Source organism: Streptomyces sp. NPDC026515 (assembly GCF_055567595.1).
The window spans coordinates 97207-122960 of sequence record NZ_JBVHQD010000023.1; the positions used below are offsets into that span (position 1 = coordinate 97207).

Consider the following 25754-nt stretch of genomic DNA (forward strand, 5'->3'; position numbering starts at 1 on the left):
GCCCCGCCCGGGCGAGCCGGGCTTGACCTCAAGCAAGGTCGAGTTTCTACGGTCGGTGGTGCCGAAGCAGGCAGCGGGACGCAGCAGGCGGCAGAGGAAAGGACCAGCCATGGAGTACTCGCACAGCGATGCCGAACTGATTCGCCAGCCCATCGGCTACTGGAGCTGGGCCGCGTCCAAGGCGGTGGTCACCCGTGCCCGGGCCGCCCTCGCGGAGATCGGCACCACCCAGCCGCAGTGGTGGATCCTGGCCCAGGTCGCCGGGGCCGGCGGTGCCAGGCCGCGTGCCGAGGTGTCCCTCGTCCTCCGGGGCTACCTGGACACCGGCCCGGAAGCCCTGGAGGCGGAGATCGACAGCACCGTCGCCCACGGCTGGATCACCGAGGACGCCGACGGCCTGCTGAGCCTCACGGAGGAGGGCCGGGCCCGCCACCGCGAGGCCGCCGCCGTCCAGGCCGGGCTGGAGGCGGAGCGCCGGGCGGGCATCTCCGACGAGGAGTACCTGATCACTCTCAAGGTGCTGCAGCGCTTCATCCACAACACGGGCGGGAGCGCCTGGCACCACTAGGGCGTGTTGCGGATCGGTTCACGGGAGGAGACCGGACCGGGGGGACGGGCAAACCCGGCTGCGGTTCGGCAGCGCCCGAAAGGGGCGCGGGGAACTGCGCGACCGGCCACGGCGGCCCCGCAGCAGAACGAGGGCACGTCACGGCGCGCACCGCGAAGCGCCTCGGGCCTGTCCGGCGGATCAATCCGCCGACGCGGGGTCCGCCACGCCCTCCTCCGCGCTGCGGTCAAACGCACCGGGTTCGCCCGTCCCCCGTCCCGTCCCTGCGCTCGCGGAATCCCGGCGCAGACAGCAGGATGTCGTCATGGGGACACTGCTGTCCGTCAACGTGGGCCTGCCGAGAGAGGTGCCCTGGCAGGGCCGGACCGTCCACACCGGAGCGTGGAAGGAACCCGTGTCCGGCAGCCGTATGGTGCGGCGGCTGAACGTCGACGGTGACGGCCAGGGCGACCTGGCAGGGCACGGCGGCGAGATCCGGGCGGTCCTCGTCTACCAGGCCGAGTCCTACCGGTACTGGCGCGAGCAGCTCGGGCGCGAGGACCTGGGCTTCGGGAGCTTCGGGGAGAACTTCACCGTCGACGGCCTGCCCGACGACGAGGTGTGCATCGGCGACCGGTACCGGATCGGCGAGGCGGAGTTCGAGGTCACCCAGCCGCGCGTCACCTGCTACCGGGTCGGCATGCGCCTGGGCGAGCCCACCATGGCCGCCCTCCTGGTCGCCCACCACCGCCCGGGCTTCTACCTGCGGGTGCTCACCGAGGGACACGTCCGGGCCGGCGACGAGATCACCCTCACCCGCAGAGGGCCGGGAGAGCTCAGCGTCGCCGACACCGACGCGCTGCTCTACCTCCCGGGCCGAGACCCCGCGAAGCTGCGCACCGCGCTGGACATCCCCGCCCTCAGCCCCGGCTGGCAGCAGTCCTTCCGGGAGCTCGCCGCCGCCGGGCAGCCAGAAGAGCAGCCGGGGTGGCCGGGCTTCCGGTCCCTGCGGGTCGCCGGGATCGTCCGCGAGAGCGCCGACATCTCCTCCGTCCGCCTCGACACCCCCGACGGCACGCCACTGCCGCAGGCCCGCCCGGGCCAGTTCCTCTCCGTCCGCCTCACCGCCGGCGAGGCCGCCCACGAGGTGCGCAGCTACTCCCTGTCGTCGGCGCACCCGGCGTCCGCGACCGGCGGCTACCGGATCAGCGTCAAGCACGAGCCGCACGGACGGGTCAGCGGCTACATCCACACCGGGCTGCGCGCCGGGGACCTCGTGGACGTCGCCGCCCCGCGCGGCACGTTCGTCCTCGAAGAGGGCACCGGCCCGGTGGTCCTCGCCTCCGCCGGCATCGGGGCCACTCCGGTGCTCGCCATGCTCCACCGGCTCGCCGCCACCCGGGACCCACGCCCCCTGTGGTGGCTCCACACCGCCCACGACCGTGCCCACCACGCCTTCGCGGCCGAGACCCGGACCCTTCTCGATCGGCTCCCCGACGCCCACGAGCACATCTACTACACGGCCGAGAGCCCCCGTCCCGGTGAACACCACGTCTCCCGGGGGCGCCCGACCGCCGCCTCGCTCGCCGCCCTGGGCGTCCCGTCCGACGCCGACGCCTATCTCTGCGGGCCCACCGCCTTCATGGACGACCTCGGGAACATGCTGCGCGATCACGGCCTGCGTCCCGAGCGGATCCACACGGAACGGTTCAGCGCGCTCGCCGCCCTCAACCCCGGTGTCACCGCCACCGCCGCGGTCCGGCCGCACCAGCCGCCCGGCCCCCCGGGCACCGGTCCCCTCGTCACCTTCGCCCGCAGCGGCATCACCACCCCGTGGTCCCCCGCCCACGGCTCGCTCCTCGACCTCGCCGAGGCGTGCGACGTCCCGACCCGCTGGTCGTGCCGCACCGGTGTCTGCCACACCTGCGTCACCCCGCTGGTGACGGGCGACGTCCTCTACACCACCCCGCCGCTCGAACTCCCCGCCCCCGGCACCGTCCTGGTCTGCTGCAGCACACCGGCCGCCGAGACCGTCCTCGACCTCTGACCCGGGCGCCGGCACCCGTCGCCGACGCCTACCGGTAACGACTGGTCAAACCCTTCGCCACTCGTACAACCATTCGCGCGGACTCGCGAGTCAATCCGGTCATGACTCACCGGATATCCAGACGCGCCAGGGTGTTGGTGGCGATCGCAGGCGGGGCCGCGTTCACCGCGGGGGTGGCCGCACCCGCCTCGGCAGCCGCTCCCACCGTCAGCTGCGCATCCGCGAAGGCGGGCCTGGCCGCGAAGCTGAAGAAGGACATCACCGCGGCGATGGCGAACCGCAAGGGGACCATCGCCGTCGGCCTCTACGACCGCTCCACCAAGACCACGTGCACGCTCCGTTCCACCACGCACTACGACTCGGCGAGCACCGTGAAGGTGACGGTGCTGGCCACGCTGCTGTGGGACGCCAAGAAGCACAACCGCTATCTGACGGCCACCGAGCAGAAGCTGACCACGGCCATGATCACCAAGTCGGACAACGACGCGACCACCAAACTGTGGAAGCAGCTCGGCCTGACGAAGATCAAGGGGTTCCTGACGGCCGCCGGGATGACCCAGACCACCCCGGGCGCCAACGGCTACTGGGGTCTCACCCAGATCGACGTCCACGACGAGCAGCGGCTGCTCGCCCTGATCACCGCCAAGAACACGGTCCTGAGCGACAACTCACGGGCGTACATCCAGAAGCTGATGGGACAGGTCATCTCGTCCCAGCGCTGGGGCACCCCGTACGGCGTCCCCTCCGGGGTCTCCGTGCACGTCAAGAACGGCTGGCTGTCGCGCTCCACGCACGGCTGGCGGGTGCACAGCCTCGGCACCTTCAAGGGCCACGGCCACGACTACATGATCACCGTGCTGTCCCACGACAACAGCACCATGAACTACGGGATCAGCACGATCCAGGGCATCGCGAAGGTCATCCACAAGGACCTGGCGGCGAGTTGAGCCCGCCCCGGGGCAGGGCCGGAGCGTGCCGCGGTCCTGCCCCGGCCTTTCACGCGCGGGTCTCCCGGCCTTCACCCATCTCCCCTACGGTGACGGCCATGCGTCTGCGAACCGTACTCGCCACCGTCACCGCCGGCCTGGCGGCGGCAACCTGTCTGTCCGCCGCCGGCCCGGCCACCGCGTCGGCCAAGTCAGCCCCGGTCAACGCCTGTTCGCCGGCGGTCTCCATCGACGGCTTCTCCGACGCCCTCGACAAGACGACCTTCGACGGCACCTTCGTCGGCAACTTCTCGGCCCTCGCCCTGGACCGGCACGGCTCCCTCGCCGCCCTCTCCGACCGGTCCTCGCTCTTCTCCCTGGACGCGAGGACGCTCGCGCCGGAGAAGGCCGTCCAGCTCGCCGACGAGAACGGCGCGGCGCTCGACTCCGAGGGCCTGGCCGTGGACCGCGACGGCACCCGGCTGGTCACCTCCGAGACCGAGCCCTCGATCCGCCGCTACTCGGTGGACGGCAGGATCCTGGACCGCCTCCCGGTGCCGGCGTCGCTGCTGGTCTCCCCGGCCGGGCGGGCCACCGCCAACCAGACCTTCGAGGGCCTGACCCTCCTGGACGGCGGCCGCACCCTGCTGGCCTCCATGGAGTACGCCCTCTCCGGCGACACCGCCGGGATCGTCCGGTTCCAGACCTGGCAGCGCACCAGGGGCGGCCACTTCAGGCCTGCGGCCCAGTACGCCTACCGCACCGACGACCCGGTCCTCGGCGTCCCCGAGGTGCAGGCGCTGCCCGACGGCCGCCTGCTCGTCCTGGAGCGCGGCTTCACCGCCGGCGTCGGCAACACCGTCCGCCTCTTCCTGGCCGACACCCGGCACGCCACCGACACCAGAGGCATCACGGACCTCACCGGACAGCCCGGCGTACGGCTGGTCAGGAAGACCCTGCTCACGGACATCGCGACCTGCCCGGCCCTGGGCGCCACGGCCCGGCAGCCGCAGCCCAACCCGCTCCTGGACAACATCGAGGGCATGGTGGTCACGGGCCGCTCCCAGGGCGCGTACAAAGTCCTCCTGGTCAGCGACGACAACCAGAACGCCGCCCAGACGACCCGGTTCTACCGCCTGTCGGTCCGCACGCACTGACACACCGGCCCACGGAGGGCGGCCGCACCGGCCGCCCTCTTACCCGCATCTCATCCACGCACAGCCTGCGCCCAGGACCGTCACAGCCCTCACCCATCGGCCGTCCAGGGCGGGGCGGTGACATCTGCCACCGATCCCGGTCCCCCACGACCGTGTCCCCCGAGGGGGCGCCGCCCACGGTGACCCCCGCGGCTCCCCTGCCGGACGAGGCACCGCGCTGGTCGCTGCCCGCGCTCGTCGCGATCCTGGTCCTGGCGGCGGTGCTCTACTTCTGGAACCTCTCCGGTTCCGACATGAACACCTTCTGCAGCGGCGCCGTCCGGGCCGGCACGAAGAGCCGGAAGGCCTGGTTCTTCGGTTCGCTGGACCCGGGCAACACCGCGGCGCCCCCACTCCCTTCTCCGGAGAGTCCGTGAAACTTCGTACCTGGTCCCCGCCGCTCTCGCGCTGACCGCCCTCGTCGTGCCCGCGCAGAGCGCCTCCGCGCAGGCGGCCGCCGCCGCCTCCCGTCCCGACGGTTCGGTGTGCTTCTGGAGCGGGGAGGCCTTCGACGGCTCCTACTGGGAGTGGACGGCCCGCAGCGGTTACCACGACATGCCGTCCGGCCTCCACCCGCGCCTGCCTCGTCAACTGGTCCCCGACCCAGAAGCGCGACGCCTTCAACGGCGACTGGCGCTCCCAGTACCTCGGCGACTTCGGCGGCCGCGTCGACGGGGTGGGCGCCGGCCCCTGCTGACCACCCCGCCCTCCGTGCCCCGGGGACCTCGGCCCCGGGGCACCTCGCATGCTCAGTCCAGGTGCGTCGGTGCGAACATCCGCAGCAGGGCCGGGAGTACGACCACCGAGGGGCCGGGTTCGGCGAGGGCCTTCGCCAGGTCCGTCTCCAGGGTCTGCGGGGTGGTGCGGACTCCCGGTACCCCGAAGGACTCGGCGAGGGCCACGTAGTCGGGACGGGACAGTTCCGTGGCCGTGGGCTCACCGAAGGCGTCGGTCATGTACTCGCGCAGGATGCCGTAGCCGCCGTCGTCGACGATGAGCCAGGTCACCGGGAGGCCGTGCTGGCGCGCCGTCGCCAGTTCCGCGATGGAGTAGAGGGCGCCGCCGTCGCCGGACACCGCGAGGACCGGCCGGGCCGGATCGGCCGCGGCCGCGCCGAGCGCCGCCGGGAAGCCGTAGCCGAGACCGCCGGCGCCCTGGGCGGAGTGCATGAGGTTCGGGGCCTGGGCATCGAACGCCGACCAGGCCCAGTAGGCCAGGATCGTCATGTCCCAGAAGGACGGGGAACCGGCGGGGAGGGCCCGGCGGACCGACGCCAGCACGTCCTGCTCCAGGGTGAGTTCCTGGGCGGCGATGCGCTCCGAGACACGGGCCAGCAGCTCCCGTACCCGGCCTGCCGCCGTGTCGTCCTCGCGCGGCGACACCGTCTCCAGCAGGGCCTGGAGGGCGAGCCGGGCGTCCGCGTGGATGCCGAGCGCCGGGTGGTTGGCCTCCAGCTTGCCGAGGTCCGCCTCGATCTGGACGACCCGGCCGCGCGGCTTGAACGTGTAGTAGTTCGAGGAGAGTTCACCCAGGCCCGAACCGACGACCAGGAGGACGTCCGCGTCCTCCAGGAAGTCCGTGGTGTGGCGGTCCTCCAGCCAGGACTGGAGGGAGAGCGGGTGCTGCCAGGGGAAGGCGCCCTTGCCGCCGAAGGTGGTGACGACCGGGGCGTTCAGCTTCTCGGCCAGCTGCCGCAGCTTGCCCGCGGCGTCCGCCCGTACCACTCCGCCGCCCGCGATGATCGCCGGGCGGGCCGCGTGGGACAGCAGGTCGGCGGCCACCGCGGTCAGTTCGGGGCGCGGCGGCAGCTCCTCGGGGGTGGCGTCCATCGCCGTCACCACCGGGAGCGGCGTCGGGGCCAGCAGCACGTCCTGGGGGATCTCCACCCACACCGGGCCGTGCGGGGCGGAGAGGGCCGACTCCCAGGCCGCCGCGAGCGCCGAGGGGATCTGCGACTGGGTGCGGACGGTGTGGACCGACTTCACCACGCCCCGGAAGGAGGCGGACTGGTCGGGGAGTTCGTGCAGGTAGCCATGGCGGCCGCCGCCGAGGCCGGCCGTCGGGATCTGGCTGCTGATCGCCAGCACCGGCGCGGAGGCCGAGGCCGCCTCCTGGAGCGCGGCCAGCGAGGTCAGCGCGCCCGGGCCGGTCGACAGCAGCAGCGGGGCCGCCTCGCCGGTGATCCTTCCGTAGGCGTCCGCCGCGAAACCGGCGTTGTTCTCCACGCGCAGGCCGACGTAGCGCAGCGACGAGCGGCGCAGGGCGTCGAACATGCCGAGGGCGTGCTGGCCGGGCAGGCCGAAGACCGTCGTCGCGCCGAGCCCGGACAGCGTCTCCACGACCAGGTCCCCGCCGTTGCGGCCGGCCGGAGGGTTCAGTGCGGCCGCGGTCTGCGCCTGTGTCGGGCGGAGTACCAGGTCGTGGTCGTGGGTCACTTCGAACGAGCCTCGGCAATCTGGCGGGTCATGATCGTGGTCAGTTCGTAGGCGGTGTGCGAGGCCGCCACCGACGTGATCTCCGCGTGGTCGTACGCGGGGGCCACCTCGACGACGTCCGCCGACACCAGGTTGCAGGAGGAGAGTCCGCGCAGGATCTCCAGCAGTTCCCTGGACGTCATACCACCGGCTTCGGGCGTACCGGTGCCCGGGGCGTGAGCGGGGTCCAGGCAGTCGATGTCGATCGAGATGTACAGCGGACGGTCGCCGATGCGCTGCCGCAGCTGGTCGGCGACCTCGTCGGCGCCCCGGCGGTAGATGTCCGCCGAGGTCACGATGCCGAAGCCCATCTTCTCGTCGTCGGACAGGTCCTGCTTGCCGTACAGCGGGCCGCGGGTGCCGACGTGCGAGAGGGCGGAGGTGTCGAGGACGCCCTCCTCGACGGCCCGGCGGAACGGAGTGCCGTGGGTGTACTCGGCGCCGAAGTAGGTGTCCCAGGTGTCCAGGTGGGCGTCGAAGTGGAGCAGGGCCACCGGGCCGTGCTTCTTCGCCACCGAGCGCAGCAGCGGCAGGGCGATGGTGTGGTCGCCGCCCAGCGTCATCAGCCGGGCGCCGGTGCCCAGCAGCTGGTCGGCGGCCGCCTCGATCGTCTCGACCGCCTCGTTGATGTTGAACGGGTTCACCGCGATGTCGCCGCCGTCCGCGACCTGCGCCAGGGCGAAGGGCGACGCGTCCTGCGCCGGGTTGTAGGGGCGCAGCAGCCGGGACGCCTCCCGGATGGCGTTGCCGCCGAAGCGGGCGCCCGGCCGGTACGAGACACCGGAGTCGAACGGCACGCCCACCACCGCGACGTCGGCGGTGCCGACCTCGTCGAGGCGGGGCAGCCGGGCGAAGGTCGCGGGACCGGCGTACCGCGGGATCCGGGAGGAGTCGACGGGTCCGCGGGGCGTCTCGTTGCTGCTCATGAGGTCATGCCTTCTTTCCTACGCTTCGTCGCGTATGCACTGCTTCTCGCTACGACCTTACTGGGCCGCGGTGACCGGTTCGGACACGAGTTCGGGGGTGCCGCGGCCCGCGAGCCGGTCCCGCCAGTTGGCCAGCACGGCCGCGTCGGTCGGCCTGGTCGCCAGCGAGACGGCGAGGTAGGCGGCGAGGGAGGCGAGGAGGCCGTAGTAGACCGGCTCGTTGGCGAGGATGCCGTACCCCGCCATCAGGCCGATCACCGCGAGCCCGCCGACGGTCACGGCGGCGAGAGCGCCCTGGACGGTGCCGCGCCTCCACAGCAGCCCGCCGAGGATCGGCACCAGGAGCCCGCCGACCAGCAGGTTGTACGCCACGGTCAGCGCCTCGACGACGTCGTTGAGGGCGATGGCCGTGCCGATCACCCCGACACCCATGATCAGGATGAAGACGCGGTTGCCCTGCACCTCGTCGTGGTCGCCGGACCGGGCCCGGCCCCGGATCCGCGACCAGATGTCGTTGTTGGCGACGGTCGCGCAGGCGATCAGCGCGCCGGAGGAGGTCGACATCACCGCGGCGAGCGCGGCCGCGAGCACCAGCCCCCGCACCCCGACGGGGAGTTCGTCCTTGACGATGGTCGCGAACGCGTCGTCCGGGCTGCCCAGCTTCGGGTACAGCACCCTGGCGGCCGTGCCGATCACGGCGCCCGCGAGGGCGTACACCAGGCAGTAGGTGCCGGCGACGGTGCCGCCCCACTTCGCCGTCCGGTCGCCCCGGGCCGTGAACACGCGCTGCCAGATGTCCTGGCCGATCAGCATCCCGAACGTGTAGATCAGCACGTAGGTGAAGATCGTCTCGCCGCCGATCCCCAGCGGGTCGAAGTACGACGTGGGCAGCTTCGCCTTCATCGCGGAGAACCCGCCCGCCTTCACCACCGCGATGGGCAGCAGCAGGAGCAGGACGCCGATGGTCTTCACCACGAACTGCACCATGTCGGTGAGCGTGATCGACCACATGCCGCCGAGCGTCGAGTAGGCGACGACGATCGAGCCGCCGAGGACGATCGCGAGCGTCCGGTTCATGTCGAAGAGGACGTCGAAGATCGTGGCGTACGCGATGGTCGAGGTGACGGCGAGCATCAGGGTGTACGCCCACATCACGACGCCCGAGATCACGCCAGCCCGGCCGCCGTACCGCAGGTCCAGCATCTCGGAGACCGTGTACACCTTCAGGCGGGCGATCCGGGCCGAGAAGAAGACCGACAGGGCCAGCAGCCCGAGGCCGATGGTGAAGACCATCCAGGCGCCGGAGAGCCCGTACTGGTAGCCGAGGCCGACGCCGCCGATGGTGGACGCGCCGCCGAGGACGATCGCGGCCATGGTGCCGGAGTACATGGCCGGGCCCAGGCGGCGGCCCGCCACCAGGAAGTCGCTCTTGGACCTGGCACGGCGCATGCCCCACCAGCCCATGGCCAGCATGCCGGCCAGATAGATCACGATCACTGCGTAGTCGACGGCCACAGGGGCCCTCCTTCGCCGGGGGTCTCGCCGGTGGGTGACGGTCATCGACACTAGGTGGCCGGAGAGCGACTGCGAAGTGTACGTTTCATCCATTCGAGCCTCACCGGATGGAGAGAACGCACACCATGCCGGACCCCGCCGTTCCCCCCACGCCCGCCGTGCCGCTCGCGGCTCTCCTGGCTCGCGAGGATCTCGCCCTGCGCCGGATCGGCGGCCCGTCCGACCCGGCCCTGGTGATCCACGCGGCCCACACCTCGGAGATGTCCGACCCCTACCCCTACCTGCTGGGCGGCGAGCTGCTGCTGACGGCCGGGGTCCACGTCCCGGACGCGGAGAGCGGCGGGACGTACTTCGACGACTACGTGTCACGGATCGTGGCGGCGGGCGGCGCCGCCCTCGGCTTCGGCCTCGCCCCCGTCCACGACGCGGTCCCGCGCGCCCTGGTCGCCGCCTGCGACCGCCACGGCCTCCCGCTGCTGGAGGTGCCGCCGCAGACCCCGTTCACCGCCGTCGCGCGCGCGGTCTGGCAACTGCAGGCCCAGGCACGCCTCGCCGAGCTGCGCCGGGTCACCGAGGCCCAGCAGAGCCTGGCGGCCGCGGCCGCCCGTCCCGACCCGGTGCCGTCCGTGCTCCGGCAGCTGGCCCAGCGGCTCGGCGGCTGGACCGCGCTGTACGGGCCGGAGGGCACGGAGACCGCGTCGGCGGGCCGGCAGCTGGAGGATCCGGTGCGCGGGTCCCTGGCCGAGCTCTCCGCGGTCGTGCGCCCGTCCGGCCCCGGCACCCCCACCTCGGCGACCCACGCCACGGCGGGCACCCACCTCGCGGCCTACGCCCTCGGCACCGGCTTCGTCCTCGGGGTGGCCACCCCGGCCCGCGAACCGGGCGACCACACCATCGCCTCGGTGGCCGCGGTCCTCCTCACCCTCCTCACCGGCGACCAGCACAGCGGCCCGGGCGCGGCCCGCACCGCGGCCCTGGTACGGCTGCTGCTGGGCGGCACGGCGGAGGAGGCGGCGCCGCTGCTGGGGGCGGGCGACATCTGGTTCGTCGTGCATGCCCGCAGGAACGACCGGCGGGACCGCGCCGGCCTCTCGGGGGCGCGGGACTTCGCCGATGTGCAGCTCCGCCGCGGAGCGGGGCAAGCCCCCGCGCACCCGCACCCGCACGACCTCCTGGCCGCCACCGCACTGGGCGCCGCACTCGGCTCGCCCCTCATCGACCCGGAAGGGGAAGTCGTCCGCGTCCTGGCTCCCGGAGACCGCGCACCCGAACCGCAGCCCGGCTGGACCCTCGGCGTCAGCGCCCCCGCCCCCGCACGAGAACTCCCGGCCGCCGACGCCCGAGCGGCCCGCGCCCTCGCCCGCGCCCGGGCGACCCGCTCCCCGCTGATCCGCCACGGCGCCCACACCGGACTCGACGCCCTGGTCCCCCGCGAGGACGCCCAGGCCCACGCCCGTAGCCTCCTCGCCCCCCTCGCGGAGCACCCCGCCCTGGTCGACACCCTCCGCACCTGGATCTCCCTGCACGGCAGTTGGGACCGCACAGCGGTGGCACTGGCCGTCCACCGCAACACCGTGCGCCAGCGCATCGCCCGCTGCGCGACCCTCCTCGGCAGCGAACTCGACGATCCGGACGTACGGATGGAGCTGTGGTTCGCGCTGCGGCAGGAGTGAGTGACGCGCGTCCCAGCGTGCGATACGCAGGGGAATCGCACGGCGCCCTGCCTCACAATGGGAGCCATGCCGATACCCGGGACACCCAGCCGCGCCGAGCTCGTCGAGCACCTTGTGAAGACCCGTATCGCGGGCGATGTCGCCACACCCCGCGAGAACAACCTGCTCCACTACCGCAAGCTGGCCAACGGCGAGCGCAACTGGTGGCTCGGACTGGAACTCGGCGACCGGTGGACCGACGAGCAGGACGTGCTGGCCGTGATGGCCGAACGGGTCGGGGTGAACGACGACCCCGAGTACCGCTACGGCCAGGACACCATCGACCCGGAGCTGACCGTGGACGGCCTGAACCGGCTGGCCGCGCGGCTGCGCAAGGCGGCCGAGGGGCAGCAGCGGGTGCTGTTCGCGACCGGGCACCCGGGCGGCCTGCTGGACGTGCACCGGGCGACGGCGGCCGCGCTGCGCGCCGCCGGCTGCGAGGTCGTGGTCATCCCGGACGGACTGCAGACGGACGAGGGCTACGTCCTGCAGTTCGCCGACGTGGCCGTCCTGGAGCACGGGGCGACGCTGTGGCACACCCACTCCGGTGAGCCCATGAAGGCCATCCTGGGCGGACTGGAGCGCGAGGGCCGCCCGCTGCCCGACCTGGTCGTCGCGGACCACGGCTGGGCGGGGTACGCGGCGCAGGCGGGCCTGGACTCCGTCGGGTACGCGGACTGCAACGACCCGGCGCTCTTCCTCGCCGAGTCGGAGGGCACCCTCCAGGTCGCCGTACCGCTCGACGACCATGTGCTCAGCCCGCGCCACTACGACCCGATGACCGCGTACCTCCTGTCGGAGGCGGGGCTCGCGTAACCGGGCACGACCGGGCGAGGTGCGGCCCCCGGGAGCCGGGAACCGCACCTCATGGCCTGGCCTAGACCCCGAATTGACTGATGTCCGTTCGCGTCCGGTGGGATCAGAAGCCGAGCCCGCCGTAGCCGAAGCCGCCGTAGCCGAGCCCGCCGAAGCCGCTGATGCCGTAGCCGACGGTGGGTACGACCACGACCGGGACGACCGGGACGACCCCGACCCCGCCGTAGCCGAAGCCGCCGTAACCACGGCAGTTGTTGAAGCCGCCGAAGCGGGAGTTGCAGCCGAAGCCGCCGGTGATCACGTTCTGGTGGGAGGAGGCGGGGGCCGCCGAGGCGGTACCCGCGGCGCCGATCGCCGCTCCACCGGCCAGCAGCAAACCGGCGGCGGATATCGCGGCGACGCGCCTCGCGCGCTGTACTCGCATGGGAAATACCTTTCTGCCGGACATACGTCCGCTACGCGGCACGTCCGCTATGCGGCACATGCACTGTGCGGCATTTCACTCATAGAGCTTAATCCGGCACAAAGCACCCGGCACGTCGGACGATCACCGATCGTGATCCTCCGAGGTCGCGGGCCCCGGAGTGGGGTCCAGGTAGACCCGGCCGATCATGGGGAACGCGGCCCGCAGCCGCTGTTCGGCCCGTTCGCAGGCCCACTCGATCTGGGCCGCCGTCGACACGTCCCGGAAGTCCACCTTGGCCGCGACCAGGGCCTCGTTCGGGCCCTGGACCAGGGTGGTCAGCTCCAGCACGGCCACGATGTGCCCGGACTCCAGCAGCTCCGCGCGGATCCGCTCCCGCACCGCCTTCGGCAACGGCCGGCCGATGAGGAACTCGGCGTTCGAGCGGCCCAGCACCCAGGCGACGTACAGCAGGAGCACGCCGATGAGGAGGGAGGCCAGGCCGTCCCAGACGCCGGAGCCGGTGAGCTGCCCGCCCAGCAGGCCGCCGGCCGCGAGCACCAGGCCGACGAGCGCCGCCGAATCCTCCATCACCACGGCCTTCACGGCGGTGTCGGGGGTGCGGCGGAGATACAGCCTGAACGACACCCGGAAGCGGGCCGCCTCGCCGTACGCCTGCTTGAGCCCCGTACGCAGCGAGAACCCCTCCAGCACGAAGGCGACCGCCAGCACGAGGTACGACACCAGCGGGCTGCCCGGCTCCTCGCCCGCGACCAGGGTGTGGATGCCGTCGTAGAGGGAGAAGACCGCGCCGCCGACGAAGGTGGCGACGGCGGCCAGCATGGCCCAGATGTACCGCTCGGGGCCGTAGCCGAGCGGATGGTCCTCGTCGGCGGGTTTCTCGCTGCGTCTGAGCGCGGTGAGCAGCAGCAGCTCGGTGACCGTGTCGGCGAACGAGTGCGCCGCCTCGGACAGCATCGCGCTGGACCCGCTGATCACCCCGGCGACCGCCTTGGCGAGGGCGATCCCGAGGTTGGCGACGGCGGCGACGATCACCGTGACGGTGCTCTCGCCGCCGCCCTGTTCGGCTCCGCCGCTCCGGCCGGCTCCGGCACTGTGTTCGGTTTCGGACATGCCCCCAGTTCTACCTGGGGACGCGGACGACACCCTCCTGGATCACGGAAATGGCCAGTGAACCGTCCTGGGTGTAGATCCGGGCCTGTCCGAGCCCGCGGCCGCCGGACGCGGAGGGGGACTCCTGGTCGTACAGCAGCCACTCGTCGGCGCGGAACGGCCGGTGGAACCACATGGCGTGGTCCAGCGAGGCCCCCACCACGTCGCCCACGGCCCAGCCGCCGCGGCCGTGCGCGAGCAGCACCGAGTCGAGCAGGGTCATGTCGGAGACGTACGTCGCGAGCACGACGTGCAGCAGGGGGTCGTCGTCGAGCTTGCCGTTGGTGCGGAACCAGACCTGGCTGTGCGGATCGCGCGGCTCGCCGAACTTCCCGAACGGCGGCTCCTCGACGTACCGCAGGTCGATCGCCTCGCGGGCCTCCAGGAACTTCTCCACCACCGTGGCCGGCAGGTGGTCGTAGCCGCGCAGCCGCTCGGCCGAGGTGGGCAGGGTCTCCGGGTCCGGCGCGGGCGGCATCGGCGTCTGGTGGTCCAGGCCGTCCTCGTACAGCTGGAAGGACGCCGAGAGCGTGAAGATCGGCCTGCCGTGCTGGACGGCGACCGCGCGCCGGGTGGTGAAGGAGCGGCCGTCACGGATCCGCTCGACGTTGTAGACGATGGGAGCGCCCGGGTCGCCGGGGCGCAGGAAGTACGCGTGCAGCGAGTGGGCGTGCCGGTCCGCCGGGACGGTACGCCCGGCGGCGACCAGCGCCTGGGCCGCGACCTGCCCGCCGAACACGCGTGGGACCACGGCGGACCGGGACTGGCCTCGGAAGATGTTCTCCTCGATCTGCTCCAGGTCGAGCAGATCGAGAAGATCATTCAGTGCCTCGTTCATGGCACCTTTTCTACTGGTGGGTAATTGCGCGGACCTTACAGGCCCATGTCCTTCGCGATGATCGTCTTCATGATCTCGCTGGTGCCACCGTAGATGCGGTTGACGCGGTTGTCCGCGTACAGGCGGGCGATCGGGTACTCGTTCATGAAGCCGTAGCCGCCGTGCAGCTGGAGGCAGCGGTCGATGACGCGGTGGGCGACCTCGGTGGTGAACAGCTTGGCGCTGGCGGCCTCGGCCGGGGTCAGCTCACCGGCGTCGAGGGCCTCCGTGGCGCGGTCGACGACGGCCTCGGCCGCGTCCACCTCGGCCTGGCAGGCGGCCAGCTCGAACTTGGTGTTCTGGAAGGCGGCGACGGGCTGGCCGAAGACCACCCGCTCCTGCACGTACTGCTTGGCGAACCGGACGGCGGCCTTGGCCTGCGCGTAGGCGCCGAAGGCGATGCCCCAGCGCTCGGAGGCGAGGTTGTGGCCGAGGTAGTAGAAGCCCTTGTTCTCCTCGCCGAGGAGGTCCTCGGCGGGGACCTTGACGTCGACGAACGCCAGCTCGGCGGTGTCGGAGGTCTTCAGGCCCAGCTTGTCGAGCTTGCGGCCGACCGAGTAGCCCTCGGCCTTGGTGTCCACCACGAACAGGGAGATGCCGTGGCGGCGGTCCTCCTGGGTGGGCGCGGAGGTACGGGCGCAGACGATCATGCGGTCGGCGTGCACACCGCCGGTGATGAAGGTCTTGGCGCCGTTGAGGACGTAGTGGGTGCCGTCCTCGGAGAGCTTGGCGGTGGTCTTCATGCCCGCGAGGTCGGACCCGGTGCCCGGCTCCGTCATCGCGATCGCCCACATCTCCTCGCCGGAGACGAACTTCGGCAGGTAACGCTTCTTCTGCTCGTCGGTGGCGAGCAGCTTTATGTACGGCAGGCCGAGCAGCACGTGCACGCCGGAGCCGCCGAAGGAGACACCGGCGCGGGCGGTCTCCTCGTACAGGACCGCCTCGAACTTGTAGGAGTCGATGCCGGCGCCGCCGTACTCCTCGTCGACGCGGATACCGAAGACACCCAGCTCGGCGAGCTTGTAGTAGAAGTCGCGGGGCGCCTGACCGGCCGCGAACCACTCGTCGTACGCGGGTACGACCTCGGCCTCGATGAAGGCGCGGAGGGTCTCCCGGAACGCCTCGTGATCCTCGTTGAACAACGTACGGCGCACGGCCGCCACCTCCACCGGCTTCGATATGTCTAAGCGCTTGCTCAGACCTCAAGGTACCGGCGAGTACGTTCAGGCGTCCAGGGTGACCTTGCCCACCCACGGAACACGGACGCGCGGGATACGGGGTGTCAGTTGCCGGCCCTGCCGTAGCGGCGGGAGGCGGAGGTCTCCACCGTCCAGGGACCGAACGGCACCGAGTCCCCGTAGATGTACGGGTCCTTTCGGGTGTAGCGGCCCTTGCACGGCTCGGAGTGCACCTCGACCGTGCCGGTGCGCGGATCGACGATCAGGTAACGGGCGATCCCCATGGCATGCGCCCGAGGGCGGGGTGTTCGATCTCGGGACCACTCGCACGGATGTAGCCAGGGTGACTGGACAGGAGCTGCTCGTCCAGCCGCTTGCAGACGCGACGGATCGTGCCCTCGTGCCGCTTCGACGGGCGCATCATGGCGAGTATCGGGCCTGACGGGCCGATCTCGACGCTCCAAGCCCCTTCGAGCCGCTCGGCGTAGGCGCCGAGCTCCTCGGCGATCGCGCGCATCTTCGCGTGGTCCATGCCCATGGATTCGGCGTGGCGAGACGGTACGGCACCGGCCCGCGCCTCGGGTCAGCCGCCGTCCGCCGCCGCGCCGAACGCGCCCCGCGCCATCCGGTGCAGCAGTACCGCCGTCACGCCGCGGCCCGGCAGGGAGCCCGGGCGGCCCAGGTGCGGGGTGGAGTTCAGGAGGCCGAAGACCGAGTGCACCGCGGAACGGGCCGCGGGTTCGGGGAGGGCGGGGTAGACCTCGCGGAGGACCTCCACCCACAGTTCGACGTACTGGCGCTGGAGCTGGCGCACCAGCTTGCGGTCGCTGTCGCGCAGGCGGTCCAGCTCCCGGTCGTGCAGGGTGATCAGCGGGCGGTCGTCGAGGGCGAAGTCGATGTGGCCCTCGATGAGGGAGTCCAGGACCGCCGAGGGCGCGGTGTCCCCGTCGGCCTCCGCCAGCCGCCGCCTCGCGCCCGTCAGCAGCTGGCCGCTGATCCCCACCAGCAGCTCCGCGAGCATCGCGTCCTTGCCCGGGAAGTGCCGGTAGAGACCGGGCCCGCTGATGCCGACCGCGGCGCCTATCTCGTCCACGCCGACACCGTGGAAGCCGCGCTCGGCGAAGAGCCGGGCCGCCTCCTTGAGGATCTGCTCGCGCCGGGTCGGGGCATCGGTTCTCGTGGCCATGAGGCAATTCTAGACAGGGAGGTTAGCGGTCGTTAACCTGATGGGAAATGCGTTAACGCTCATTAACAAAGTGAGGGGATCGCGGGCATGGACCAGGCACCGGAGCTGACGAGCGCGGCGGACCCCGCCTCGGAGGCCTGGCGGGCCAACGAGGCGGCGCACCGCGTCCTCGTCGAGGAGCTGCGCGGCAAGCTGGCCGCGGCCGCGCTGGGCGGCGGCGAGAAGGCGCGGGCCCGGCACACCGCGCGCGGCAAGCTGCTGCCCAGGGACCGGGTGGACACCCTGCTGGACCCCGGCTCGCCGTTCCTGGAGCTGGCCCCGCTGGCCGCCGAGGGGATGTACGAGGGAGCGGCCCCGGCGGCCGGCGTGATCGCCGGCATCGGGCGGGTCAGCGGGCGCGAGTGCGTGATCGTCGCCAACGACGCCACGGTCAAGGGCGGCACGTACTACCCGATGACCGTGAAGAAGCACCTGCGGGCGCAGGAGGTGGCTCTCGACAACCGGCTGCCCTGCCTCTACCTGGTGGACTCCGGTGGCGCCTTCCTGCCCATGCAGGACGACGTCTTCCCGGACCGCGACCACTTCGGGCGGATCTTCTACAACCAGGCCCGGATGTCGGGGGCCGGCATCCCGCAGATCGCGGCCGTCCTCGGTTCGTGCACCGCCGGCGGCGCCTACGTCCCGGCGATGAGCGACGAGGCGGTGATCGTCCGCAACCAGGGCACGATCTTCCTCGGCGGCCCGCCGCTGGTGAAGGCGGCCACCGGTGAGGTCGTGACGGCGGAGGAGCTGGGCGGCGGCGAGGTGCACTCCCGGGTCTCCGGTGTCACCGACCACCTCGCCGAGGACGACGCGCACGCGCTGCGGATCGTCCGGAACATCGTGGCCACCCTCCCCGCCCGGCGCGACCTGCCCTGGGAGGCCGCCCAGGTCGTCGAGCCCAAGGTCGACCCCTACGGGCTGTACGGCGCCGTCCCGGTCGACTCCCGCACCCCCTACGACGTGCGCGAGATCATCGCCCGCGTCGTCGACGGCTCCCGGTTCGCCGAGTTCAAGAGCGAGTTCGGGCAGACCCTGGTCACCGGCTTCGCCCGCATCCACGGCCACCCGGTCGGGATCATCGGCAACAACGGCATCCTCTTCTCCGAGTCCGCCCAGAAGGGCGCCCACTTCATCGAGCTGTGCGACCAGCGCGGCATCCCGCTGGTGTTCCTGCAGAACATCTCCGGCTTCATGGTGGGCAAGGACTACGAGGCCGGCGGCATCGCCAAGCACGGCGCGAAGATGGTGACGGCGGTGGCGTGCACGCGCGTACCGAAGCTGACCGTGGTCGTCGGCGGGTCGTACGGCGCGGGGAACTACTCCATGTGCGGCCGGGCCTACTCCCCCCGTTTCCTGTGGATGTGGCCCAACGCCAAGATCTCCGTCATGGGCGGCGAGCAGGCCGCGTCGGTGCTGGCGACCGTCAAGCGGGACCAGCTGGAGGCGCGGGGCGAGGAGTGGCCGGCCGAGGACGAGGAGGCCTTCAAGGCCCCCGTGCGCGCGCAGTACGAGCGCCAGGGCAGCGCCTACTACGCGACCGCACGGCTCTGGGACGACGGGGTCATCGACCCCCTCGAAACCCGCCAGGTGCTGGGCCTCGCCCTGACGGCCTGTGGCAACGCGCCGCTGGGTGAACCCCAGTTCGGCGTCTTCCGGATGTGAGGAGGGGACTCGTGTTCGACACCGTACTCGTGGCCAACCGGGGCGAGATCGCCGTCCGGGTCATCCGTACGCTGCGGTCGCTGGGCGTGCGCTCGGTGGCGGTGTACTCCGACGCCGACGCGGACGCGCGGCACGTCCGGGAGGCCGACACGGCGGTACGGCTCGGTCCGGCGCCGGCGGGCGAGAGCTATCTGTCCGTCGAGCGGCTGCTGACGGCGGCCGCCGTGAGCGGCGCCCAGGCGGTCCACCCCGGCTACGGCTTCCTCGCCGAGAACGCGGCCTTCGCACGCGCCTGCCAGGAGGCGGGGCTGGTGTTCATCGGCCCGCCGGCCGACGCGATCGCGCTGATGGGCGACAAGATCCGCGCGAAGGAGACGGTGAGCGCGGCCGGGGTGCCGGTGGTGCCGGGCGGCCGTGATCCCGAACTCGCCGAGGCCGCGCGCGCGTTGGGTGCGCCCGTGCTGCTCAAGCCGTCCGCGGGCGGCGGCGGCAAGGGTATGCGGCTGGTGCGCGACCTGACCCTGCTCGACGAGGAGATCGCCGCCGCCCGCCGCGAGGCCCGCGCCTCCTTCGGCGACGACACGCTCCTCGTCGAGCGCTGGGTCGACCGCCCCCGGCACATCGAGATCCAGGTGCTGGCCGACGGCCACGGGAACGTGGTGCACCTCGGTGAGCGCGAGTGCTCGCTGCAGCGCCGGCACCAGAAGGTGATCGAGGAGGCGCCGTCGGTCCTGCTGGACGAGGCGACACGGGCCGCGATGGGCGAGGCCGCGGTGCAGGCGGCCCGCTCGTGCGGGTACCGGGGCGCGGGCACGGTGGAGTTCATCGTGCCGGGCGGCGACCCCTCGTCGTACTACTTCATGGAGATGAACACCCGCCTCCAGGTGGAGCACCCGGTGACCGAACTGGTCACCGGCGTCGACCTGGTGGAGTGGCAGCTGCGGGTGGCGGCCGGCGAAAGGCTCGGGTTCGCGCAGGAGGACGTCCGGCTGACCGGGCACGCGGTGGAGGCCCGGATCTGCGCCGAGGACCCGGCACGCGGCTTCCTGCCCACCGGCGGCACGGTGCTGCTGCTGCACGAGCCCTCGGGGGACGGCGTCCGCACCGACTCCGGGCTCAGCGAGGGCACCGAGGTCGGCAGCCTCTACGACCCGATGCTGTCCAAGGTGATCGCGTACGGCCCGGACCGGGAGACCGCGCTCCGCAAGCTGCGCGGCGCCCTCGCCCGGACGGTCACCCTGGGCGTGCAGACCAACGCCGGGTTCCTGCGCCGGCTGCTCGGGCATCCGGCGGTGGTGGCGGGCGAGCTGGACACGGGCCTGGTCGAACGGGTGGTGGACGAGCTGGTCTCCACCGACGTACCGGACGAGGTGTACGAGGCCGCCGCGGCCGTACGCCTGGAGGCGCTGGAGCCCGCAGCCGGCGCGGGCTGGACGGACCCCTTCTCGGTGCCCAGCGGCTGGCGGCTCGGCGGCACCCCCAAGCCGGTCGGCTTCCACCTGCGGGTGCAGGACCCGGTGGAGTACCGCCCGCGGGGCACGCACTCCGTCACTCAGGACCGCGTGGCGGTCACCCTGGACGGGGTCCGCCACACCTTCCTCCACACCGCGGACTGGATCGGGCGGGACGGGGACGCCTGGCAGGTCCGCGACCACGACCCGGTCGCCGCGTCCCTGAACCGGGCCGCACACGCCGGCGCCGACTCCCTCACCGCGCCCATGCCGGGCACCGTGACGGTCGTGAAGGTGTCGGTCGGCGACGAAGTGGCCGCGGGGCAGAGCCTGTTGGTGGTGGAGGCGATGAAGATGGAGCACGTCATCTCCGCCCCGCACGCCGGCACGGTCGCCGAGCTCGACGTGACACCGGGCGCCACGGTCGCCATGGACCAGGTGCTGGCGGTCATCAACCCGGTGGAGGAGGAGAAATGACGCTTCCCATGGTCGTACCGGCGACCGATCTCCCCGCCCGGGTCCGGATCCACGAGGTGGGTGCCCGCGACGGCCTGCAGAACGAGAAGTCGACGGTCCCCACCGAGGTCAAGGCCGAGTTCATCCGCCGGCTGGCCGACGCGGGCCTGACGACGATCGAGGCGACCAGCTTCGTACACCCGAAATGGGTGCCCCAACTGGCCGACGCGCAGGAGCTGTTCCCCCTCGTCGCCGAGCTCGGCGTGGAACTCCCGGTCCTCGTGCCCAACCAGCGGGGCCTGGACCGGGCGCTGGCCCTCGGCGCCCGCCGGGTCGCCGTCTTCGCCAGCGCCACCGAGTCCTTCGCCAAGGCCAATCTCAACCGCACGGTGGACGAGTCGCTCGCGGTCTTCGACCCGGTCGTCCGGCAGGCGAAGGACGCCGGTGCCCATGTCCGCGGTTACGTGTCGATGTGCTTCGGCGACCCCTGGGAGGGCGCGGTGCCGCTCCACCAGGTGGTCCGGGTCTGCACGGCGCTGCGCGACATGGGCTGCGACGAGCTGAGCCTCGGCGACACGATCGGCGTGGCCACCCCCGGCCACGTGCTCGAACTGCTCTCCCTGCTCAACGAGGAGGGCGTGCCGACGAACGTCATCGGCGTGCACTTCCACGACACCTACGGCCAGGCGCTCGCGAACACCTACGCGGCCCTGGAACACGGCGTGACGACGGTCGACGCGTCCGCCGGCGGGCTCGGCGGCTGCCCGTACGCCAAGTCCGCCACCGGCAACCTCGCCACCGAGGACCTGGTCTGGATGCTCCAGGGCCTCGGCATCGAGACCGGAGTCGACCTCGCCAGACTCACCGCCACCAGCGTGTGGATGGCCGAACGACTGGGCCGACCCAGCCCGTCCCGTACCGTCCGCGCCCTCTCCCACCAGGAGTGACGACCATGGACCACCGCCTCTCCCCCGAACTGGACGAACTCCGCCGCACGGTGAAGGAGTTCGCCCACGACGTCGTGGCGCCGAAGATCGGCGACTTCTACGAGCGGCACGAGTTCCCCTACGAGATCGTCCGCGAGATGGGCCGCATGGGCCTGTTCGGGCTGCCGTTCCCCGAGGAGTACGGCGGCATGGGCGGCGACTACCTGGCCCTCGGCATCGCCCTGGAGGAACTGGCCCGCGTCGACTCGTCGGTTGCGATCACCCTCGAAGCGGGCGTCTCGCTCGGCGCCATGCCGATCCATCTCTTCGGCACGGACGAGCAGAAGCGGGAGTGGCTGCCCCGGCTCTGCTCCGGCGAGATCCTGGGCGCCTTCGGCCTCACCGAACCCGACGGCGGCAGCGACGCGGGCGCGACCCGTACGACGGCCCGGCTGGACGAGGCCACCGGCGAGTGGGTGATCAACGGCACCAAGTGCTTCATCACCAACTCGGGCACGGACATCACGGGCCTGGTCACCGTCACCGCGGTCACCGGCCGCAAGCCCGACGGCAAGCCGCAGATCTCGTCCGTCATCGTCCCGTCGGGCACCCCCGGCTTCACGGTCGCCGCGCCCTACTCCAAGGTCGGCTGGAACGCCTCCGACACCCGGGAGCTGTCCTTCACCGACGTCCGGGTCCCCGCCGCCAACCTGCTCGGCACGGAAGGCCGCGGCTACGCCCAGTTCCTGCGCATCCTCGACGAGGGCCGCATCGCCATCGCGGCCCTCGCCACCGGCCTCGCGCAGGGCTGCGTCGACGAGTCGGTGCGGTACGCGAAGGAACGCCATGCCTTCGGCCGCCCGATCGGCGCCAACCAGGCCATCCAGTTCAAGATCGCCGACATGGAGATGAAGGCGCACACGGCCCGCCTGGCGTGGCGCGACGCGGCCTCCCGCCTGGTCGCCGGCGAGCCCTTCAAGAAGGAGGCGGCACTCGCCAAGCTCTACTCCTCCACCGTCGCCGTGGACAACGCCCGCGACGCCACCCAGGTGCACGGCGGCTACGGCTTCATGAACGAGTACCCGGTGGCCCGCATGTGGCGCGACTCGAAGATCCTGGAGATCGGCGAGGGCACGAGCGAGGTACAGCGCATGCTGATCGCGCGGGAGCTGGGCCTGGTGGGCTGACCCGGCCGGCTTCCTCCCGACGACGGCCTGTGCGCCCGCCCCGTGGTACGGGGCGGGCGCACAGGCCGTCAGCCGCTGGGCTGCTCGCGCAGGCGTCCAGGCCGTCGCGGTAGATGCCGGTGAACAGATCGACGACCTCCTCGTCGACGGCCCCGTCGGGGACGAAGCGGCCCGACCACCGCACTTCGGCGGCGCTCTCATGACCGCTGGTGCCGGGACGGGCCGCCGCCCGGCGCCCCGGCGGCCGGGATCTCCTACCCGCCGTCCGCCTGCCCCCGCGTACCCGTCGGATATCCGGCCTCCACCGCGCGCCGGAACCAGTCCTCGGCCTCGGCCTCCTCGCCGCGGCGGCTCAGGACGTGCGCGAGGTTCACCATCGCCGGCGGGTATCCGTGGTGCGCCGCGCGCCGGTAGACCGCGAGAGCGCCGTCCTCGTCGCCCTCCCGGTCAAGGGCGAGGCCGAGGTTGAACAGCTGGGGTCCGGCCCGGCGCGGGGACAGCCAGGACAGGTAGTCCCGTTCGGCGGTCTCCAGCCCCTCCCGGCGATAGGCGTTGAGCAGGAGGTTCGTCGCACCCCGGGTACCGAACGGGGTGGACGCCCAGGCGAACGGCAGACCGGCGCAGAGCGCCAGCGCGGCGATCGTCCACGACACCCAGGCCGGGGCGCCGAGCGCCGAGCGGGTCCATCCCGTGGCGGCCCCGAGGACCAGCGCCACCGGAACCCCCGCGGACACCACGAAGAGGGACACGAGCGAACGTCTGCTCCAGCCGTAGGTCACCGCACCAGAGGAACACGTCGGCCGGTACGCATCAAGGGCGGGGACACGTGCGGGAGTTGGAAAACGCGAGGCGGGCCCGTGCGGGAGGTCCGAGGGGCGTCACTGGACACGATCTGAGGTTAGGCTAACCTAATCTTCGACTTGTCCGGCGGTGATCCCGCACGTCCGAAAGCAGTCACACCTATGTCCAATGTCAGAGCAGCCCACCTCACTCGCCGCGGCATCCTGGCCGCCGGTGGCGCCCTCGGCCTCGGTGCCGTGCTCGCCGCCTGCGGGGACGACGACGCGAAACGCGGGGCTTCCTCCGACAAGGAGACGACGGCCGCCAAGTCGGGTCCCTGGAGCTTCAAGGACGACCGCGGGACCACGGTGAAGCTGGACAGGGCGCCGGCGGACATCGTCGCCTTCGTCGGCGTCGCCGCCGCGCTGTACGACTACGGCGTCGGCGTCAAGGGCGTCTTCGGCCCGACGAAGACCAAGGACGGCAAGGCCGACGTCCAGGCCGGCGACATGGACGTCAGCAAGGTAACCGTCCTCGGCAACACCTGGGGCCAGTTCAACGTCGAGAAGTACGCGGCTCTCGCCCCCGAGGTCCTCATCACCACGATGTTCGACGGCGCCGGCACCCTCTGGTACGTCCCGGACGAGTCCAAGGACAAGATCGCCAAGCTCGCCCCGAGCGTCGGCATCTCGGCCTACGACCGCCAGCTGACCGTCCCGCTCCAGCGCGTCTGGGCGCTCGCCGAGTCGCTCGGCGCGGACATGACGGCGAGCAGGGTCACGGACGCCAAGAAGCGCTTCGAGGCGGCCTCCTCCCGGCTCCGCGCCGCGGCCAGGGCGCACCCCGACATCAAGGTGCTGGCCGGATCGGCCGCCCAGGACCTCTTCTACGTCTCCGGCACCGACCTCTCGGTGGACCTGGAGTACTTCAAGGCCCTCGGCGTGAACTTCGTCGAGCCGTCGGCTTCCGTCCTGAAGAAGAGCGGCGGCTGGTACGAGGACCTGAGCTGGGAGAACGTCGACAAGTACCAGGCCGACATCATCATGATGGACGACCGTACGGCGACCATCCAGCCGGCCGACATCACCCAGGCCACCTGGAAGAAGCTCCCCGCGGTCAAGGCCGGCCAGGTCATCGCCCGCTCCCCCGAACCGATCTTCTCCTACGACAAGTGCGTCGCGATGGTCGAGAACCTCGCCAAGGCGCTGGAGACGGCGAAGAAGGTCAGCTGACCCCCGGTCCCGCGTACACCCACACAACTTCCTGGGCCTCAGGAGCTCATATGACGACGGCCGTAGCCGCCCCGTTCCGCTTCTTCTCCCTCCAGGTCACGCGGACGAGGCGGCTCGGCCCGTCTCTGGTCCGGGTCACCTTCGCCGGCGCCGACCTGGCGCACTTCCACTCCGACGGCCGCGACCAGTCCCTCTCCCTGTTCCTCCCGGCCGAGGGGCGCACCGAGCCGGCCGTCCCCGTCGAGCTGGGCGAGGGCTGGTTCCGGGGCTGGCGTGAACTCCCGGACGACGTACGGGCCGTGATGCGCTCGTACACGCTGCGGGAACTGCGCCGCGGCCCGGACGAGATCGACATCGACTTCGTGCTGCACGGGGTGGGACCGGGGGCCTCCCCCACTCTCGGCTCCGCTCCGGCGGGGGGACCCCCATCCCCCGCCGGGCCCGCCTCCCGCTGGGCCTCCCGGGCCGCCGCCGGCGACCGGGCGGTCCTGCTCGGCCCCGCGGTCGCCGACAACCGGGCCATCCGCTTCCGGCCGCCCGAGGACACCGATCTGGTGCTGATCTGGGGCGACGACACCGCCGTACCGGCGGCGACCGCCATCATCGAATCCCTCCCCGCCGGCGCCCGGGTCCGCGCCTGGCTGGAGGTGCCGCACGCCGGGGACGTCCAGGACGTGGCGACCGCGGCGGACGCGGAGATCGACTGGGTGGTGGGCACCACCGCCGAGGCGGCGATCCGGGGTGCCCGGCTGCCCGCGGCGGAGCGCCCGTACGTGTGGATCGCCGGTGAGTCCGGGCGGGGGAAGGAGCTGCGCCGGCACTTCGTCGGGGAGCGGGGGGTGGACCGGCGCCGGGTCACCTTCGCCGGCTACTGGCGGCAGGGCCTGACGGAGGAACAACTCCGGGAAGCCGGCGAGTAGTCCGAGGCCGACGTGACGGCCGTCACGGGAGGGGCAGTGCTTCCTCCGTGTTACTTAGGTTAGGCTAACCTAAGTGGAGCGGACCGCTCCGCTCCCCCGCACGGATCGTCCCCGGAGGACCC

24 protein-coding genes are annotated in these 25754 nt (G+C 72.0%); 13 read left to right on the top strand and 11 right to left on the bottom strand.

From position 1 onward, the window contains the following. Positions 1-109: 109 nt before the first annotated feature. From ACZ4O3_RS36405 to ACZ4O3_RS36425, 5 genes are all read left to right on the top strand, one after another. On the top strand, positions 110-568 hold the full coding sequence (locus ACZ4O3_RS36405) for a MarR family winged helix-turn-helix transcriptional regulator (protein ID WP_362724774.1): 459 nt from the start codon (positions 110-112) through the stop codon (positions 566-568). 304 nt (positions 569-872) lie between these two features. Further along, positions 873-2594 carry an MOSC domain-containing protein gene (locus tag ACZ4O3_RS36410; RefSeq protein WP_467726454.1) on the top strand — a complete coding sequence of 574 codons (1722 nt, stop codon included), beginning with the start codon at positions 873-875 and terminating at the stop codon, positions 2592-2594. A 101-nt stretch (positions 2595-2695) separates the two neighbouring features. Continuing rightward, positions 2696-3541, top strand: a complete 846-nt coding sequence (locus ACZ4O3_RS36415; RefSeq protein WP_362724139.1) for a serine hydrolase — start codon at positions 2696-2698, stop codon at positions 3539-3541. A gap of 98 nt (positions 3542-3639) precedes the next feature. Then, positions 3640-4677, top strand: coding sequence for an esterase-like activity of phytase family protein (locus ACZ4O3_RS36420; protein ID WP_362724142.1), 1038 nt, complete (start codon positions 3640-3642; stop codon positions 4675-4677). 152 nt (positions 4678-4829) lie between these two features. Then, positions 4830-5093 carry a hypothetical protein gene (locus ACZ4O3_RS36425; protein ID WP_467726455.1) on the top strand — a complete coding sequence of 88 codons (264 nt, stop codon included), beginning with the start codon at positions 4830-4832 and terminating at the stop codon, positions 5091-5093. A 372-nt stretch (positions 5094-5465) separates the two neighbouring features. Here ACZ4O3_RS36425 and ACZ4O3_RS36430 read toward each other — a convergent pair whose 3' ends face one another. The 3 genes from ACZ4O3_RS36430 to ACZ4O3_RS36440 are packed head-to-tail and all read right to left on the bottom strand — an operon-like array spanning position 5466 to position 9631. Then, positions 5466-7151, bottom strand: coding sequence for a thiamine pyrophosphate-binding protein (locus tag ACZ4O3_RS36430; RefSeq protein WP_467726457.1), 1686 nt, complete (start codon positions 7149-7151; stop codon positions 5466-5468). Further along, positions 7148-8116, bottom strand: a complete 969-nt coding sequence (gene speB, locus ACZ4O3_RS36435) for an agmatinase (protein WP_467726459.1) — start codon at positions 8114-8116, stop codon at positions 7148-7150. Before speB ends, ACZ4O3_RS36430 begins: the two co-directional genes overlap by 4 nt. Positions 8117-8173: 57 nt before the next feature. Further along, positions 8174-9631 (bottom strand): sodium:solute symporter family protein, encoded by a 1458-nt coding sequence (locus ACZ4O3_RS36440; protein WP_467726461.1) that lies wholly within the window; start codon positions 9629-9631, stop codon positions 8174-8176. Between the two features lie 107 nt (positions 9632-9738). On the opposite strand from ACZ4O3_RS36440, the gene ACZ4O3_RS36445 reads away from it, so the two are divergent. Together ACZ4O3_RS36445 and ACZ4O3_RS36450 are read left to right on the top strand one after the other, a co-directional pair. Then, a complete protein-coding gene (locus ACZ4O3_RS36445; RefSeq protein ID WP_467726462.1) occupies positions 9739-11304 on the top strand; it encodes a helix-turn-helix domain-containing protein in 1566 nt (521 codons plus the stop codon). A 66-nt stretch (positions 11305-11370) separates the two neighbouring features. Beyond that, complete coding sequence (locus tag ACZ4O3_RS36450; protein ID WP_362725515.1) at positions 11371-12159, top strand: phosphatase; 789 nt, start codon at positions 11371-11373, stop codon at positions 12157-12159. A 103-nt stretch (positions 12160-12262) separates the two neighbouring features. On the opposite strand, the gene ACZ4O3_RS36455 is transcribed toward ACZ4O3_RS36450, so the two are convergent. The 7 genes from ACZ4O3_RS36455 to ACZ4O3_RS36485 form a co-directional block, all read right to left on the bottom strand. Then, positions 12263-12583 carry a hypothetical protein gene (locus ACZ4O3_RS36455; protein WP_362725512.1) on the bottom strand — a complete coding sequence of 107 codons (321 nt, stop codon included), beginning with the start codon at positions 12581-12583 and terminating at the stop codon, positions 12263-12265. Positions 12584-12706: 123 nt separating this feature from the next. Further along, entirely contained in the window at positions 12707-13696 is a 990-nt protein-coding gene (locus ACZ4O3_RS36460) for a cation diffusion facilitator family transporter (RefSeq protein ID WP_467726464.1), read from the bottom strand. A gap of 10 nt (positions 13697-13706) precedes the next feature. Beyond that, on the bottom strand, positions 13707-14573 hold the full coding sequence (locus tag ACZ4O3_RS36465; protein ID WP_362725507.1) for an acyl-CoA thioesterase: 867 nt from the start codon (positions 14571-14573) through the stop codon (positions 13707-13709). Between the two features lie 35 nt (positions 14574-14608). Then, complete coding sequence (locus tag ACZ4O3_RS36470) at positions 14609-15766, bottom strand: acyl-CoA dehydrogenase family protein (RefSeq protein ID WP_362725504.1); 1158 nt, start codon at positions 15764-15766, stop codon at positions 14609-14611. Between the two features lie 128 nt (positions 15767-15894). Next, positions 15895-16074, bottom strand: coding sequence for a hypothetical protein (locus ACZ4O3_RS36475; RefSeq protein WP_362725501.1), 180 nt, complete (start codon positions 16072-16074; stop codon positions 15895-15897). After that, positions 16053-16328, bottom strand: coding sequence for a hypothetical protein (locus ACZ4O3_RS36480; protein ID WP_362725498.1), 276 nt, complete (start codon positions 16326-16328; stop codon positions 16053-16055). The genes ACZ4O3_RS36475 and ACZ4O3_RS36480 overlap by 22 nt, the downstream gene beginning before the upstream one ends. A 45-nt stretch (positions 16329-16373) precedes the next feature. After that, positions 16374-16976, bottom strand: a complete 603-nt coding sequence (locus tag ACZ4O3_RS36485) for an SACE_7040 family transcriptional regulator (RefSeq protein WP_362725495.1) — start codon at positions 16974-16976, stop codon at positions 16374-16376. An 87-nt stretch (positions 16977-17063) separates the two neighbouring features. On the opposite strand from ACZ4O3_RS36485, the gene ACZ4O3_RS36490 reads away from it, so the two are divergent. Genes ACZ4O3_RS36490 through ACZ4O3_RS36505 form a run of 4 tightly spaced genes read left to right on the top strand, consistent with a single transcriptional unit; the run spans position 17064 to position 22700 of the window. After that, positions 17064-18680, top strand: a complete 1617-nt coding sequence (locus tag ACZ4O3_RS36490; protein WP_467726466.1) for a carboxyl transferase domain-containing protein — start codon at positions 17064-17066, stop codon at positions 18678-18680. A gap of 11 nt (positions 18681-18691) precedes the next feature. Beyond that, the gene (locus ACZ4O3_RS36495; protein WP_384998674.1) at positions 18692-20608 is read left to right on the top strand and encodes an acetyl/propionyl/methylcrotonyl-CoA carboxylase subunit alpha; all 1917 of its coding nucleotides are present in this window, start codon (positions 18692-18694) and stop codon (positions 20606-20608) included. Next, positions 20605-21534, top strand: a complete 930-nt coding sequence (locus tag ACZ4O3_RS36500) for a hydroxymethylglutaryl-CoA lyase (RefSeq protein WP_362726179.1) — start codon at positions 20605-20607, stop codon at positions 21532-21534. The genes ACZ4O3_RS36495 and ACZ4O3_RS36500 overlap by 4 nt, the downstream gene beginning before the upstream one ends. Before the next feature lie 5 nt (positions 21535-21539). After that, on the top strand, positions 21540-22700 hold the full coding sequence (locus tag ACZ4O3_RS36505; protein ID WP_467726467.1) for an acyl-CoA dehydrogenase family protein: 1161 nt from the start codon (positions 21540-21542) through the stop codon (positions 22698-22700). Between the two features lie 254 nt (positions 22701-22954). Here ACZ4O3_RS36505 and ACZ4O3_RS36510 read toward each other — a convergent pair whose 3' ends face one another. Continuing rightward, positions 22955-23479 (bottom strand): hypothetical protein, encoded by a 525-nt coding sequence (locus ACZ4O3_RS36510; RefSeq protein ID WP_467726469.1) that lies wholly within the window; start codon positions 23477-23479, stop codon positions 22955-22957. A 183-nt stretch (positions 23480-23662) separates the two neighbouring features. Between ACZ4O3_RS36510 and ACZ4O3_RS36515 the strand changes: the two genes are divergently transcribed. Beyond that, positions 23663-24712, top strand: coding sequence for an ABC transporter substrate-binding protein (locus tag ACZ4O3_RS36515; RefSeq protein ID WP_362726182.1), 1050 nt, complete (start codon positions 23663-23665; stop codon positions 24710-24712). Between the two features lie 50 nt (positions 24713-24762). Beyond that, positions 24763-25632 (top strand): siderophore-interacting protein, encoded by an 870-nt coding sequence (locus ACZ4O3_RS36520; RefSeq protein ID WP_467726471.1) that lies wholly within the window; start codon positions 24763-24765, stop codon positions 25630-25632. The last annotated feature ends 122 nt before the right edge of the window (positions 25633-25754 follow it).

Coding starts and splice junctions, on each gene's coding strand:
- ACZ4O3_RS36475 (WP_362725501.1), bottom strand. CDS start 16,074: ATGGGGATCGCCCGTTACCTGATCGTCGATCCGCGCACCGGCACGGTC.
- ACZ4O3_RS36455 (WP_362725512.1), bottom strand. CDS start 12,583: ATGCGAGTACAGCGCGCGAGGCGCGTCGCCGCGATATCCGCCGCCGGT.
- ACZ4O3_RS36520 (WP_467726471.1), top strand. CDS start 24,763: ATGACGACGGCCGTAGCCGCCCCGTTCCGCTTCTTCTCCCTCCAGGTC.
- ACZ4O3_RS36405 (WP_362724774.1), top strand. CDS start 110: ATGGAGTACTCGCACAGCGATGCCGAACTGATTCGCCAGCCCATCGGC.
- ACZ4O3_RS36515 (WP_362726182.1), top strand. CDS start 23,663: ATGTCCAATGTCAGAGCAGCCCACCTCACTCGCCGCGGCATCCTGGCC.
- ACZ4O3_RS36485 (WP_362725495.1), bottom strand. CDS start 16,976: ATGGCCACGAGAACCGATGCCCCGACCCGGCGCGAGCAGATCCTCAAG.
- ACZ4O3_RS36460 (WP_467726464.1), bottom strand. CDS start 13,696: ATGTCCGAAACCGAACACAGTGCCGGAGCCGGCCGGAGCGGCGGAGCC.
- ACZ4O3_RS36480 (WP_362725498.1), bottom strand. CDS start 16,328: ATGGGCATGGACCACGCGAAGATGCGCGCGATCGCCGAGGAGCTCGGC.
- ACZ4O3_RS36450 (WP_362725515.1), top strand. CDS start 11,371: ATGCCGATACCCGGGACACCCAGCCGCGCCGAGCTCGTCGAGCACCTT.
- speB (WP_467726459.1), bottom strand. CDS start 8,116: ATGAGCAGCAACGAGACGCCCCGCGGACCCGTCGACTCCTCCCGGATC.
- ACZ4O3_RS36490 (WP_467726466.1), top strand. CDS start 17,064: ATGGACCAGGCACCGGAGCTGACGAGCGCGGCGGACCCCGCCTCGGAG.
- ACZ4O3_RS36500 (WP_362726179.1), top strand. CDS start 20,605: ATGACGCTTCCCATGGTCGTACCGGCGACCGATCTCCCCGCCCGGGTC.
- ACZ4O3_RS36445 (WP_467726462.1), top strand. CDS start 9,739: ATGGAGAGAACGCACACCATGCCGGACCCCGCCGTTCCCCCCACGCCC.
- ACZ4O3_RS36415 (WP_362724139.1), top strand. CDS start 2,696: ATGACTCACCGGATATCCAGACGCGCCAGGGTGTTGGTGGCGATCGCA.
- ACZ4O3_RS36465 (WP_362725507.1), bottom strand. CDS start 14,573: ATGAACGAGGCACTGAATGATCTTCTCGATCTGCTCGACCTGGAGCAG.
- ACZ4O3_RS36420 (WP_362724142.1), top strand. CDS start 3,640: ATGCGTCTGCGAACCGTACTCGCCACCGTCACCGCCGGCCTGGCGGCG.
- ACZ4O3_RS36410 (WP_467726454.1), top strand. CDS start 873: ATGGGGACACTGCTGTCCGTCAACGTGGGCCTGCCGAGAGAGGTGCCC.
- ACZ4O3_RS36505 (WP_467726467.1), top strand. CDS start 21,540: ATGGACCACCGCCTCTCCCCCGAACTGGACGAACTCCGCCGCACGGTG.